This is a genomic window from Ruegeria sp. BI12 (assembly GCF_056537985.1).
In genome coordinates this window covers 521,286-534,720 of sequence record NZ_JBQFSL010000002.1, presented here as the reverse complement: position 1 = coordinate 534,720, position 13,435 = coordinate 521,286, and the positions used below count along the sequence as shown (strand labels likewise).

The following is a 13,435-nucleotide window of genomic DNA, read 5'->3' as shown; positions in this document are numbered from 1 at the left end:
AGCCCGATCATGAGCCGCATTTCACGTAACGTTTCGATCATCCTGCGCGCCGAACGGCTGATTGCGCAAAGACAACTGGCCGTGGCGGCAAAGCGCACGGGTTTTTATGCAGCTGCCGGGTTGGCCGTCGGGCTGGCGGTTATCATGCTGAACGTCGCAGGGTTCTTTTGGTTGTCCGAGACCATGTCAAAATCTTTGGCGGCGGTCATAGTGGCCGGGGTTAATCTCGTACTTGCGGTTCTTCTCGCTCTGGTGGCAAATTCTATGACCGCAGAAAGCGATACGTCGGCAGCAGTAGAGTTGCGGGATATGGCACTGCACGACATCGAGGATGAAGTCCGGGACAATGTCACCGAGGCGCGAAACATGATTGTCGGTCTCAAACGCGACCCGATCGGGGTGCTGTCGCCCGACATAATCAGCACGCTACTTGGCGTCCTGCTCAGATACGCGCGGCGCGGGAAGAACAAATCGGATCAGTAGCCGTCAGGCCATTCTGGCTGCTGCACGGGCAATCACCATCTCTTCGTTCGTTGGAATGGCCAGAATGCGCACCCGGCTAAAATCGGTCGACAGAACTGTGCCGTTGTCCGCGTTTCTGTTGGGGTCCATTTCAATCCCGATCCAACGCATTCCTTCGCAGACCATCTGACGGATGCGGGCAGCATTTTCGCCGATGCCCCCAGTGAACACCAAAGCATCAATACCTTCCAAAGCAGCAGACAAAGCGCCCAGTTCCCGGCGGATACGGAAGACATAATACTCAATCGCTTTGCGCGCTTCCTGTGTGTCAGCGGCTAGCAGTGTGCGCATATCAGAGGACATGCCGGACAGTCCCAACAAGCCGGACTTGCGATAGAGAAGCTCAGCAATCTCGTCGGCCTCCATCCCCTCTTGCTGCATCATGTACAGCACAACGCCTGGGTCCAGTTGCCCACTGCGTGTGCCCATGGGCAGACCGTCCAGCGCGGAAAATCCCATAGTCGAGGCCACAGCCCGCCCACCCGACACGGCACACATCGATGCACCGTTTCCAAGATGTGCAATAACTACGCGCCCATCGTAAAGGCCCGGCGCGATTTCCTTCAGCTTTTGCGAGACATAGTCATAGCTCAGACCGTGAAACCCGTATCTGCGCACACCCTTCTCGTAAAAACGTTGCGGAAGAGCAAAGGTATCATTCACCCAAGGATGCGTCCGGTGAAACGCGGTGTCGAAACACGCTACTTGAGTTGTGCCGGGAAAAGCCGCAGCGGCAGCCTTGATACCGGCAAGGCTGTAGGGTTGGTGCAAAGGTGCGAAGGGAATGAACCCGCTTAGCGTGTCAAGTACACGATCATCCACCACGACGGGTTCGGAATAAACCGGCCCGCCATGAACGACGCGATGGCCAACGGCCCGGACGTGAATGTCCGGAAGGTATTCGCGGGTAAGTTCGAGAAACGCATTGATCGCTTCGCCATGGGATTTCGCCCCAGAAAGCTGTCGATCGACTGACCGCCCCCCCGCCGACTGGGCCAACAGACGTGGGGCATCCCCCAACCTCTCGATCTGACCGCGCCAGCGCATACTGGGGCGGCGATCCTCGACCAGTTCGTACAACGCGAATTTCAACGAGGACGACCCGGCATTCAGTGCCAGAACATGTTCAGCCATTGATTTTGCCTTCATTCGCAATTGCGTGAAGCGCTGCGACTGCACAGGATGCCAGCCGCGAGGCGTCATCATCCGCGCGGGACGTTAGGATGATCGGCGCCGCAGCACCAACCACGACACCAGCAGCCTCAGCATGAGAGATATATGTCAGCTGTTTGGCCACCATGTTCCCCGCCTCAATGTTCGGAACAACCAGAATATCTGCGACACCCGCAACCTGCGAGGTTATGCCCTTTGTCCGCGCGGCATTCAGATCAACTGCGTTGTCCATGGCCAGGGGGCCATCGACCAGCCCGCCGATGATCTGCCCACGCTCGGCCATTTTCGACAACAGCGCCGCATCGACAGACGACGGCAGGTGCGGGTTGATCGTTTCGACCGCCGACAAAACACCAACCTTGGGCATCTCGATACCGATGGAATGCGCCAGATGGATTGCGTTCTGAACAATGTCGGCCTTGGTTTCGAGATCCGGCGCAATGTTTACAGCTGCATCGGTTACCATAATGGGCCGGGACATGCCGGGCACGTCCATAACGAACACATGCGAAAGGCGTCGCCCGGTCCTCAGCCCCTTTTCGCGGCGCAAAACGGCGCGCAGCAGGACATCTGTATGTAAGTGACCCTTCATCAACATCCGGGCCTTGCCTTCAACGACCAGACCGACTGCGTGATGCGCCGCCGCATCGTGGTGCTGCGCTTCAATGATCTCTATTCCGGACACGTCAGCCTCAAGCTGGGCAGCTGCGGCGGTAATTTTAACCGGATCGCCCACCAAAATCGGAGTGATGATGCTGTTTTTAGCCGCAAGCAACGCCCCGCCCAGCGATTTCGGCTCTTCTGGGGCGACGACAGCCGTCGGCATTGGATCCAGTGGCCGGGCCTTTTCTAACAGGGCATCAAAGTGCCGGTGCCGCTGAACGATTAGCCCCGGGACCTCAACCGAATCGAATGTCAAATGCCGTGGCGGTGGCGTGACCTGTACCGTACCGCTCAGGATCAATGCATTGTCGTTGACCCGGCGCACCTCGGTCGAGCACGTCACGTCGCCATCTTCGCGCTTTTCGATTATGGAAACAAAGGCCGTCAGTTCTTGACCTGCCAAAACCGCCGCATGAAAACTCAGATCTGCCCGACGTGTTTGCGTACCAGCCCCCGGCAAGATGTTCCCGATAACCGCAGCCACCAAACCCGCTGGCCACAACGCGGGCGCGACAGCCTCTGGCTGCCCATCTCCGTCTCCGTCATAGGCCGCCAAATGCAAAGGGTTGTGGTCGCCCGAGGCCGACGCAAACGCGTACAAATCGTCCACGGTGCACAATCGGGTAACCTGTGCTTTGTCGCCCACTTTCAGTTGAGAATAAGTTCGGTTTTCCTGAATTTTCATCTCGTCCGGTTTTGTGTTCGAATGCGCTTTCGTCGTTCCAAGCGTTTGGATTCTGGGCCTTTCGAGGCGAGATCCGCCCATCTTGTTGCTGTCATTTCTGCGACGCAGCGTAGTCGGTATGTCGCCGAAAGACAAATGGCAAAATGGCAGCAAAGTCGCGCGGGGAGGTGCGGATTATCGCTTGACCCAAAATCGGAACTCGGGCAAGCATCAGCCCTGATGGTTCCCTCTGGTTCGCCGAGGGATGAAAAGGGAATACGGTGAGGTTGCCAACCGGCACCAAGTCCGTGACTGCCCCCGCAACTGTAAGCGGTGAGCGACGCCAATTATCCACTGACCCTAATAGGTCGGGAAGGATGGCCAAGCTACGACCCGCAAGTCAGGAGACCTACCATCCAATATTCAACCAACCCGGGGCGGGGCGTCCTGGAAGGAGGCTCTATGACACGTCCTGGACGTGATGACATTACTGGCACCTTCTGTTCGCGCTTGGCCACAAGCGGAGTGGGCCATGCCGAACAATCCTGATCATTTTCTTCTGATTTGCGAAACCTGCGAAGGCTCTGACCGGGCAGCTTCACTGCGAGATGCGCTGGAAGCCAAGCTTCCAACCAGCTTTGGCATCCGTAATGTCTCCTGCATGGCCGGTTGCAGCCGACCCACGACGGTCGGGTTTCAAGCATTAGACAAGGCGCAGTACCTATTCGGTGATATACAATCGGATCAGGATGTGGACGCATTGGTCGAATTTGCGCATCAGTACCACAACAGCGACGACGGCTGGACCGACGCAACAAATCGCCCCCCCGCCCTTCTTGAAAAAACCCTATCGCGCCTTCCGCCGCTCAAGCTGGAGGCCAGCGCATGACTTGCGGGACCTTTCTGGAGGCGCGCGCGCTGGAGTATTACGCCCTGAACGGCGACGTTTTGCTCAAAGACGTCAATTTCGATTTGGATGAGGGGGCTATTCTGGCAATTGCCGGCCCTAACGGCGCGGGCAAGACAACGTTGCTGAATCTATTGTGCGGTGCCGAAGAGATCGTGCTGGGGGACGTTCTGGTAAAGGGACGCAGCCTTCGACAGCTTTCGGCTATGGACCGAGCCCGAATGATTGCCGTGGTCAGCCAGCAGGAGTCTCCTGACGGGCGCTTGTTTCTGCGCGACTATGTGGCCCTTGGACAAATCCCGATCCATGCTGATCGATCTGCCGCAGACCATTCTTTGGAACTGGATCGCATCCTGAACCTGACCAGTCTGGACGCGCTCGCCGACAAACGGATGGCAGTATTGTCGGGAGGGGAACGTCAGCGTGCGCATATTGCGCGGGCGTTGGCCCAAAACCCTTCCCTGTTGTTTCTGGATGAACCGACGAACCACCTGGACCCTGACGCCAAGGGACGGATGCTATCGCTGGTGGCAGAGCTTGGCATAACGGTGGTCATGATTGTCCATGACCTGGTCATGATACCGGAATTCGCCACTCACGTCGCTTTAATGAAGTCCACGCGCCTTACTGGTTTCGGGCCGGTGCACGAGGTGCTGACACCCGAAAGGGTCCGTGAAACGTTTGGTGTCGATTACCTGAGCTTTCAACACGAAGGCCGTGTGATCCCGGCACTGGATATTCGAAGAACCACTATCTCAAATTAGGGAACCCAACATGAAGAAAACACTCTGGTGCGCGGCACTGATCAGCGGCGTTGCAAGCAGCGCAGCGGCGCATGAGATCACCGTAGACAACTGCGGCGAACCTTTAGTGTTCGAAACTCAGCCCGAACGGCTGGTTGTGCACGATATGAACATGACCGATATGGCCTTTGCGTTGGGCCTGCAGGACAAGATCGTTGGTCTGACCGGTATCACCGGCTGGTACAAAACCAGCCCGGAGTTTGACACTCTGCGTGGCGACATCCCGGAACTTGCTCCCAAGTATCCGACAGTTGAAAATCTGGTCGCAGTCGAACCCGACCTTTTCTTTGCGGGCTGGTACTATGGCATGAAGCCGGGTGGTGACGTGACCCCGGACACGCTTGCGCCTTTCGGCATCAAAACGATGATCCTGACCGAAAGCTGCGTGCATCTGGACAAGGAACGCCCCGAAGCCAGCATGGATCTGCTGTTCAACGACGTCCTTCGCCTGGGCAAAGTCATGCACGTTGAAGACAAGGCAGAAGAGCTGGTTTCTGGCTGGCAAGAAGAACTGTCCGCAATCGAGGCGCAGACCGCCGACCTACCCAAACCCCGCGTTTTCCTGCTGGACGGCCCCGCCGACGCACCATTTACGGCCGGTAAGTTCGCCATTCCTGACGCGATGATTTCCGCCGCTGGTGGCGAGAACGTCACCCACGACATGGACACCAGCTGGGGGCGCTCCTCGTGGGAGGCTGTCGCCGCTTCGAACCCCGAATTCCTGGTTTTGCTGGACTATCAGACCGGAAATGGCGCCGCCGATACATTCCAGTTCTTGCAGGATCACCCGGTGATGTCTCAGACGGATGCGGTCAAGAACGAACGCTGGATCGGTCTGCGCTACGAAGAACTGACCCCCGGCCCGGCAAATATCGAAGCCATTTCGAAAATGGCCAAGGCCATGCACCCGGGCTTGAACTGATATGGGCCGACTTGGCCTGACACTCTTGCTGGGGGCGGCTGTACTGGCCGCCCTTTTGCTGATTTCGACTATCTACGGAACCACATCCATTCCGGCCTCGGACGCACTGTCCGCCGTTTTGTTGGGTACTGGAGTGGTGGACGGAGAGATGTCCCCGCTCCACCGTATCGTGTTTGACCTGCGGCTGCCGCGCGCGCTGTTTGCGGCCGTGATTGGGGCCGGGCTGGGCATCGTCGGTGTTGTCCTGCAAACGACCACACGTAATGATCTGGCGGACCCGTTTCTGTTCGGCCTGTCCTCTGGAGCGGCAGCAGGGGCGGTCTTCGTCATCACGGTGACTGGCGATGTGCTGGGCTTTTGGACCCTGCCGCTGGCGGCATTTTTTGGGGGGCTTGTGGCATCAGGCATTGTGCTGGCGCTTGTTCACGGCCTGCGCACAAGCGCGCCCGAGAAACTGATCCTTGCAGGGCTTGCGGTTTCGTTCCTGTTTTCCGCGATTACCAATTACCTCATTTTTGCAGGCGACAGCCGTGCGGCCCATTCTGTCATTTTCTGGATGCTTGGAGGTTTGGGGCTCGCAAGGTGGGAGACATTCCCACTTGTCTGCGCCGGATTGGTGTTGATCCTGGCCTATGCGATGTATCGCAGCCGCTGGCTTGATGCGCTGCTGACCGGTGATCTAACCGCTACCACTTTGGGGGTGCCTGTTCAGGGTTTGCGGTTCCGGATGTTTTTTGTCGCAGCACTTGCGACCGCCGTTTTTGTGTCCGTGGCGGGTGTGATCGGGTTTGTCGGCTTGATGGTTCCCCATATCGCACGAGGTATCGCCGGGCCATTGCACAGTCAGCTTGTACCAACTGCCGCCATTGTCGGCGCAGCTTTGCTGACGGGCTCAGACATCCTCAGCCGTCTGTTACTTGCTCCGCAAGAGCTACCGGTTGGCATTGTCACGACGTCGTTGGGCTCGGTATTTGTCTTTCTTCTGCTGATCCGGACCGCCCGACCGCGGCGGTGATCACAATAGATTGCTTTAGCACGAAAAATTAAAGCTTCCTAAATGACTAATATTTTATAGTCAAAATGACCTAAATCAAAAAAGGCTCCCACGGATCGCGGTATGCGATACACTCGATTTTAGGAATCGAGTGTAGCCAGGTCGCATGCAATGCAACAACTGACCAGCCGACGCGCGTTTCTAAGCGCTAAGATCAGACCTGAGGACGGCACTGTTGCCAGGCCTCCGGGCTCAGTCGATCTGTGCTTTATGGATTTGTGCAGCAAGTGCGGTGAATGCGCAGAGACCTGCCCCGAAGACGTAATCACCGTCGGAGCAGACGGGTATCCTCGGTTCCAGCCCACCGACAACCCCTGCACGTTTTGCGGCGATTGCGCTCAGGTTTGCCCAACCGAAGCATTAAAAATTGACCGTTTGGCTGAGTGGTCATGGCGCGCCGCGCTTAAAGTGGACAATTGTTTATCAATGAACGGCGTCAGTTGCCGCATCTGCCAGGACAACTGCGAGCAAAACGCAATCCGTTTCAAACTGATGACCGGTGGGCGCGCAGAGCCTGCGCTGGACTTTGACACCTGCAATGGCTGCGGGATTTGCCCAAGCTTATGCCCCGCCGATGCCATTGCGCTTGAACGCCAACCTCAACCACAAATGGAAGCCAAACAATGAACATCTGCGGTTGTCTTGCCCACGTCGCACCTAATCACACCGATGCGGCCGCACGGGTGATGAAGAATACACCTGGCGTCGAAATTCACGCTGAAACGGAAGATGGCCGATTTGTTGTTGTCGTCGAAGACACTCCAACCCGCCTTGCATCCGAAACCATCATGGATCTGCACCAGATCCCAGGCGTCATCTCATTGACCCTGACTTATCACCATTTCGAGGATCTCGCGGACGCCCATCCGCAGCCCGATGCCCCAAGCCCAACCACCAGCCGGAGGCCCACGCCATGACACATTCTGAATCTCGCCGGACTTTTCTAAAGGCCTCTGCGGCCGCAGCAACGGCTTCTGCCGCTGGTATCCCGCTGGCTGCGGGTGAAGCCAAAGCTCAGGCCGGGGTACCGGATATCCGCTGGGACAAAGCGGCCTGCCGGTTCTGCGGCACTGGCTGCTCAGTTCTGGTCGGCACAAAAGAAGGCCGTGTGGTCGCGACACAAGGTGACCCCGACGCACCTGTGAACCGAGGGCTGAATTGCATCAAGGGCTACTTCCTGTCCAAGATCATGTACGGCAAAGATCGCCTGACCACGCCTCTGTTGCGCAAGACCAACGGCGTATACGACAAGAACGGTGAGTTCGAGCCCGTCAGCTGGGACGAAGCCTTCGATGTCATGGCCGCGAAATGGAAAGAAGCGCTGGCCAAGAAAGGCCCAACCAGCGTTGGCATGTTCGGATCCGGTCAATGGACGGTTTGGGAAGGCTATGCGGCCTCCAAACTTATGAAAGCCGGGTTCCGGTCGAACAACATCGACCCTAATGCGCGGCATTGCATGGCCTCAGCCGTTGTTGGCTTTATGCGCACCTTCGGCATTGATGAGCCGATGGGATGCTATGATGACTTCGAGCACGCGGATACCTTCGTTCTGTGGGGCTCGAACATGGCTGAGATGCACCCGATCCTGTGGTCGCGCTTGACAGATACGCGCCTGACCAAACCGGGCTGCGAAGTGCACGTGCTGTCGACCTTCGAACATCGCTCGTTCGAACTGGCCGACAACGGCATCGTGTTTGAACCTCAGACCGATCTGGCAATCCTGAACTATATTGCCAACTACATCATCCAGAACAACGCGGTGAACGAGTATTTCGTCAGAAATCACGTAAACATCACCAAGACCGCCACAGACATCGGTTATGGCTTGCGCGAGACCAATCCGCTGCAGCAGGACGCCGCAAACCCGGACTCGGGCAAGCTCGAAAGCATCAGCTTTGAAGAATACGCCGAAGCGGTTGCGCCCTACACCCTGGAATACACCTCTGAACTGTCAGGTGTTCCGGCGGACAAGCTGGAGAAACTCGCGCAGCAATACGCCGACCCGACCCGCAAGGTCATGAGCCTTTGGACCATGGGTTTCAACCAGCATACCCGCGGGTCTTGGGTGAACTCGCTGATGTACAACGTGCACCTGTTGGTCGGCAAAATTTCCGAACCCGGCAACTCACCCTTCTCGCTGACCGGTCAACCTTCGGCCTGTGGCACGGCGCGAGAGGTTGGAACCTTTGCCCACCGTTTGCCGGCAGACATGGTGGTTGCGAATGATGAGCATCGCCAGATTTGCGAAACTGCCTGGAACATTCCTGAAGGCACCATTCCGCCCAAGCCAGGCTTCCACGCCGTGTTGCAGCACCGCAAACTGAAGGATGGCGAACTGAACGCGTATTGGGTTCAGTGCAACAACAATATGCAGGCCGCGCCCAACATCAACGAAGAAGGCTATCCCGGTTACCGCAACCCCGAGAACTTCATAACAGTCTCTGACCCCTATCCAACGGTGACCGCAGTTTCAGCCGACCTGATCCTGCCCACGGCCATGTGGGTCGAAAAAGAAGGCGCGTATGGCAACGCGGAACGTCGCACCCAGTTCTGGCGCCAACAGGTGCAGGCACCGGGTGAGGCCAAGTCCGACCTGTGGCAGTTGATGGAATTCTCCAAACGCTTCACCGTCGAAGAAGTCTGGGGCGAAGAACTACTGGCCAAGATGCCAGAACATCGCGGCAAGACCATGTTCGACGTGTTGTACGCCAACGGCAAAGTCGACCAGTTCCCGTTGTCTGAAACGGCTGAGGGCTTCCACAATGACGACGCCGAGCATTTTGGGTTCTACGTTCAGAAAGGTTTGTTCGAAGAATACGCCGATTTCGGACGCGGCCATGCGCACGACCTTGCACCGTTCGAGATGTATCACGAGGCCCGCGGAATGCGCTGGCCCGTCGTTGACGGTAAGGAAACGCTTTATCGCTTCCGCGAGGGGTACGACCCCTACGTGCCCGAAGGCTCGGACGTTAAGTTCTATGGTCACAAGGACGGAAAAGCCAAGATCATCTTTGCCCCCTACGAGCCCGCTGCCGAGGAGCCAGATGAGGAATTCGATCTGTGGCTGTCCACCGGTCGTGTGCTGGAACACTGGCATTCGGGTTCGATGACCCGCCGGGTGCCGGAACTGCACCGCGCGTTTCCTTCGGCCGTCGTCTACATGCATCCGGAGGACGCCAAGGATCGCGGCCTGCGCCGCGGGCAGGAAATCGTACTGTCCACCCGCCGGGGCGAGGTCACCAGCCGGGTCGAGACCCGTGGCCGCAATAAGGTACCGCGTGGATTGGTGTTCATGCCGTGGTTTGACGAGCATCAGCTCACCAACAAGCTGACACTGGACGCAACTTGCCCGCTGTCGAAAGAGACCGACTACAAGAAATGTGCCTGCAAAGTCGAGCGCGCGTAACGGACAAGCGAGGCAAAGGTCGTCCCCATGCCCTTTGAAGGTAAACCTCTTTCGCCGCAAAGGCGTCGCTTCCTGCAGGATGCGGCGCGTGCGTCGGGTGGCTGCGTGGTTGCCGGGTCATTGTTGGCCTGGCTTGCGCGCGATGCTCGCGCATTGCCGGCCGAGGCGTTACGCCCCCCCGGCGCATTACCGGAAAGGGAATTTCTGTCCGCTTGCATCCGCTGTGGTCTGTGTGTGCGAGACTGCCCTTACGACACATTGAAATTGGCAGAACTCGGTGTGGATGCAGTCGCAACTGGGACTCCTTATTTCACAGCAAGGGATGTGCCATGCGAAATGTGCGACGACATCCCATGCGTTGCTGCATGCCCCACTGGAGCTTTGGATCCGTCTCTCGATAATATCGACGATGCTAAAATGGGCGTCGCTGTTCTTGTCGATCAGGAAAACTGTCTGAACTTCCTCGGTCTGCGCTGCGATGTCTGTTACCGGGTCTGTCCGGTAATTGATGAGGCGATCACGCTGGAAACGGCCCACAACGAACGCTCAGGCCATCATGCGATGTTCATCCCGACCGTTCACGCCGATCGCTGCACAGGTTGCGGTGTGTGCGAAAAAAGCTGTGTGCTGCCCGAGGCTGCGATCAAAGTCCTGCCTGCCCGTCTGGCGCGTGGCAGCAGTGCTGATCACTACCGCAAAGGCTGGGAGGAAAAGGAGGCCAAAGGCGGTCCCCTTGTCGAAGGCATCATCGACCTGCCAGACCGCTTGCCAGGACCAGGCACCGACAATCTTGCCGCCCCGGGCGGTTTCACACCCTCATATGAATTGCCGGGGGTCGGGCAATGAGTGCGCGCACACACTTGCCTGTCGGAACGGAGGCCATCCAGCAAAAGGGGTGGGCAGGCGCTCACAAGTACCTGCTGCTGCGCCGTGCCAGCCAACTGTTCTTTTTGGCCTTGTTTCTGCTGGGACCGTGGTTCGGGATCTGGATCGTTGAGGGTACGCTTGCCGGATCTTTAACGCTGGGCGTGTTGCCGCTGACGGACCCATTTATCTTACTGCAAAGCGCGATTGCCGGACATTGGCCTGCATGGACAGCGCTGTTAGGCGGGGTGATCGTTCTGGTTGCCTACGCTCTGATTGGTGGACGCGTCTATTGTTCGTGGGTTTGCCCGATCAACCCGGTTACCGATGCGGCCAACTGGTTGCATAGACGCTTGGACCTGCCAAAAGGATGGCAGCCCAAGCGCGGCACGCGCCTTTGGATTTTAGCCACTGTCCTGATCGTCTCGGGCCTAACAGGCGTGATCGCATGGGAGCTGGTCAACCCGATTACCATGCTGCATCGCGGGCTGATTTTCGGCGCCGGGTTCGTGTGGGCCATGATCGTCGCCATCTTTGTGTTCGACCTGTTTGTTTCGCGGCACGGCTGGTGCGGTCATGTTTGTCCGGTTGGTGCTTTTTATAGTCTAATTGGTGCCAAAGGATTGCTGAGGATCAGCGCCTCGAACCGGACAGCTTGCGATGATTGCATGGATTGCTATGTCGTTTGCCCTGAAAGCCAGGTCATATCCCCTGCGCTTAAGGGCGGCCCGAATTCAACGCCTCTGATCCTGTCTCCAGACTGCACCACCTGCGGTCGCTGCATCGACGTATGCGCAGTCGACGTTTTCAAATTTACTCACCGGTTCGACGACAAGATCGCCGCACCTACCGATCCAGTTCCCGCGCCCGATCCGCGCGCAGCCAGACCTATCTGAGGGAGTGCCAAGATGAATAAGCCAACCCGAACAGGCCTTACAGCCCTTATCCCCGTTTTGCTTTTGGGCGGGTTCGCCCTTGCGCAATCAGCTCAGGTAGAATCCCTGCGGGGGGCCGATGTGGATGAACTGATCCCCTTGGAACAGATCCATAAGAACGTCGAAGGGCGCATGCAACGCAACTATCGCCAGCAGCCACCGCTGATTCCGCACTCGATCGAGCAATACCAGATAGATACGCGCACCAATCAGTGCCTGTCCTGTCACGATTGGACCAAAGCCGGGGAACGCAATGCGCCAACCCTATCGATGACGCACTATCTGGATCGCGACGGCAACGAATTGGATCACATCGCGGGCACCCGTTACTTCTGCAACCAGTGTCACGTTCCGCAAGCGGACGCACCGCCATTGGTCGAAAATGTCTTTCAGCCGTCCTCGGGCAATTAATCCAACGCAAGAATGAAAGGAGCACCGATATGGCAGACTCTCCTGAAAAACGCGGTTGGATTGGCCGCCTCTGGAACTGGATCTGGACCCCGGCGGTTGCCTTTAGCTCGGGCTTTCTGATCCTAGCTGGCTTTCTTGCCGGTATCCTGTTCTGGGGCGGCTTCCACTGGACGCTTGAACTGACCAACACCGAAGAGTTCTGTACCTCGTGCCACACGATGGAGACCAATCTGGGTGAGTACCGTGAGACGATCCACTACAACAACCACTCTGGTGTGCGGGCCATTTGCTCGGATTGTCACGTACCACATGAATGGAACCACAAGATCAAAGCCAAGATCATGGCGGTCAAAGATGTCTATCACGAGCTCGCAGGCACAATCAGCACGCCGGAAAAATATGAAGAACATCGTCTGAGCATGGCGACTGCCGTCTGGAAGAAGATGAAAGCATCCGACAGCCGCGAGTGCCGGAACTGCCATAACTTCGACTATATGGATTTCACGTTGCAAGAAGCTCGCGCCGCCTCTGAACACCAGCGCGCCATTGATGAAAACATGACCTGTATCGATTGCCACCAGGGCATCGCCCACAGCCTGCCGCCCGGATATCAGGAGCGTTATCAGGAAGTGACCGAAACCCTTGCCAGCAAAAAGCAAGATAGGTTGCAACAACAAGCCGCAGCTGACGGAGATGACATCAAATCATTTCTGAGCACACGGGCAGACTGAAAAGGGACACGACATGCTGGAAATACTGGGAACAATCGGTGCCAATATCATCAGTCTGCCGGGTATTCTTGGGCTGGCATTGGGAATGATGACGCGTCGAATTTGGCTTGGCGCATTAATGGGCGGCATTGTCGGAATACTGACGACAGTGATCTTCGCACATGGTTCATTTGCTGCGGCCGGCACATTTGAACTGTTGGTCGCAATTGTCATCGGTCTTTGCGCCGGTAGCGTTGGGTCAGTCATCCGCATTAAGGGGGCAACGGTCTGATGCCGACGGCCACCTGAGCGGCCGCAAACATGCTTGGCGGCGCTTCACCGAAAATGTTCAGGAAACGCGACAAACGATATGAATTCAGTAGTATAACCTTGTTATAGCC

General features: G+C 57.2%; 15 protein-coding genes and 1 riboswitch. Of the genes, 13 read left to right on the top strand and 2 right to left on the bottom strand.

Annotation, left to right across the window (positions count from 1 at the left end; genetic code table 11):
- Nucleotides 1-9: 9 nt before the first annotated feature.
- Complete coding sequence (locus ACR0AK_RS15685; protein ID WP_170559860.1) at nucleotides 10-483, top strand: phage holin family protein; 474 nt, start codon at nucleotides 10-12, stop codon at nucleotides 481-483.
- A 3-nt stretch (nucleotides 484-486) separates the two neighbouring features.
- Here the strand turns inward: ACR0AK_RS15685 and ACR0AK_RS15680 are convergent, their stop codons facing one another.
- On the bottom strand, nucleotides 487-1,656 hold the full coding sequence (locus tag ACR0AK_RS15680; RefSeq protein ID WP_170559858.1) for an acetate/propionate family kinase: 1,170 nt from the start codon (nucleotides 1,654-1,656) through the stop codon (nucleotides 487-489).
- Nucleotides 1,649-3,043 carry a bifunctional enoyl-CoA hydratase/phosphate acetyltransferase gene (locus ACR0AK_RS15675; RefSeq protein ID WP_480794006.1) on the bottom strand — a complete coding sequence of 465 codons (1,395 nt, stop codon included), beginning with the start codon at nucleotides 3,041-3,043 and terminating at the stop codon, nucleotides 1,649-1,651. Before ACR0AK_RS15675 ends, ACR0AK_RS15680 begins: the two co-directional genes overlap by 8 nt.
- A 203-nt stretch (nucleotides 3,044-3,246) precedes the next feature.
- A riboswitch (cobalamin riboswitch) is annotated at nucleotides 3,247-3,453 on the top strand.
- Nucleotides 3,454-3,554: 101 nt separating this feature from the next.
- Between ACR0AK_RS15675 and ACR0AK_RS15670 the strand changes: the two genes are divergently transcribed.
- The 12 genes from ACR0AK_RS15670 (at nucleotide 3,555) to ACR0AK_RS15615 (ending at nucleotide 13,326) form a co-directional block, all read left to right on the top strand.
- On the top strand, nucleotides 3,555-3,911 hold the full coding sequence (locus tag ACR0AK_RS15670) for a DUF1636 family protein (RefSeq protein ID WP_480794005.1): 357 nt from the start codon (nucleotides 3,555-3,557) through the stop codon (nucleotides 3,909-3,911).
- Nucleotides 3,908-4,693, top strand: a complete 786-nt coding sequence (locus tag ACR0AK_RS15665; protein ID WP_480794004.1) for an ABC transporter ATP-binding protein — start codon at nucleotides 3,908-3,910, stop codon at nucleotides 4,691-4,693. Before ACR0AK_RS15670 ends, ACR0AK_RS15665 begins: the two co-directional genes overlap by 4 nt.
- A 10-nt stretch (nucleotides 4,694-4,703) precedes the next feature.
- Nucleotides 4,704-5,654: an ABC transporter substrate-binding protein gene (locus ACR0AK_RS15660; RefSeq protein WP_170559850.1), complete on the top strand. Its 951-nt coding sequence runs from the start codon at nucleotides 4,704-4,706 to the stop codon at nucleotides 5,652-5,654.
- Between the two features lies 1 nt (nucleotide 5,655).
- Nucleotides 5,656-6,669 (top strand): FecCD family ABC transporter permease, encoded by a 1,014-nt coding sequence (locus ACR0AK_RS15655; RefSeq protein ID WP_170559848.1) that lies wholly within the window; start codon nucleotides 5,656-5,658, stop codon nucleotides 6,667-6,669.
- 150 nt (nucleotides 6,670-6,819) lie between these two features.
- The gene (locus ACR0AK_RS15650; protein WP_480794003.1) at nucleotides 6,820-7,335 is read left to right on the top strand and encodes a ferredoxin-type protein NapF; all 516 of its coding nucleotides are present in this window, start codon (nucleotides 6,820-6,822) and stop codon (nucleotides 7,333-7,335) included.
- Nucleotides 7,332-7,625 (top strand): chaperone NapD, encoded by a 294-nt coding sequence (locus ACR0AK_RS15645; RefSeq protein ID WP_480794002.1) that lies wholly within the window; start codon nucleotides 7,332-7,334, stop codon nucleotides 7,623-7,625. The genes ACR0AK_RS15650 and ACR0AK_RS15645 overlap by 4 nt, the downstream gene beginning before the upstream one ends.
- On the top strand, nucleotides 7,622-10,114 hold the full coding sequence (gene napA / locus ACR0AK_RS15640) for a nitrate reductase catalytic subunit NapA (protein ID WP_170559842.1): 2,493 nt from the start codon (nucleotides 7,622-7,624) through the stop codon (nucleotides 10,112-10,114). Before ACR0AK_RS15645 ends, napA begins: the two co-directional genes overlap by 4 nt.
- A gap of 27 nt (nucleotides 10,115-10,141) precedes the next feature.
- Complete coding sequence (napG, locus tag ACR0AK_RS15635) at nucleotides 10,142-10,960, top strand: ferredoxin-type protein NapG (RefSeq protein ID WP_480794001.1); 819 nt, start codon at nucleotides 10,142-10,144, stop codon at nucleotides 10,958-10,960.
- Entirely contained in the window at nucleotides 10,957-11,874 is a 918-nt protein-coding gene (gene napH / locus ACR0AK_RS15630; RefSeq protein WP_480794000.1) for a quinol dehydrogenase ferredoxin subunit NapH, read from the top strand. The genes napG and napH overlap by 4 nt, the downstream gene beginning before the upstream one ends.
- A gap of 12 nt (nucleotides 11,875-11,886) precedes the next feature.
- The gene (locus tag ACR0AK_RS15625; RefSeq protein ID WP_170559834.1) at nucleotides 11,887-12,324 is read left to right on the top strand and encodes a nitrate reductase cytochrome c-type subunit; all 438 of its coding nucleotides are present in this window, start codon (nucleotides 11,887-11,889) and stop codon (nucleotides 12,322-12,324) included.
- Nucleotides 12,325-12,353: 29 nt separating this feature from the next.
- The gene (locus tag ACR0AK_RS15620; protein ID WP_170559832.1) at nucleotides 12,354-13,055 is read left to right on the top strand and encodes a NapC/NirT family cytochrome c; all 702 of its coding nucleotides are present in this window, start codon (nucleotides 12,354-12,356) and stop codon (nucleotides 13,053-13,055) included.
- Nucleotides 13,056-13,068: 13 nt separating this feature from the next.
- Nucleotides 13,069-13,326, top strand: coding sequence for a hypothetical protein (locus ACR0AK_RS15615; protein ID WP_170559829.1), 258 nt, complete (start codon nucleotides 13,069-13,071; stop codon nucleotides 13,324-13,326).
- The last annotated feature ends 109 nt before the right edge of the window (nucleotides 13,327-13,435 follow it).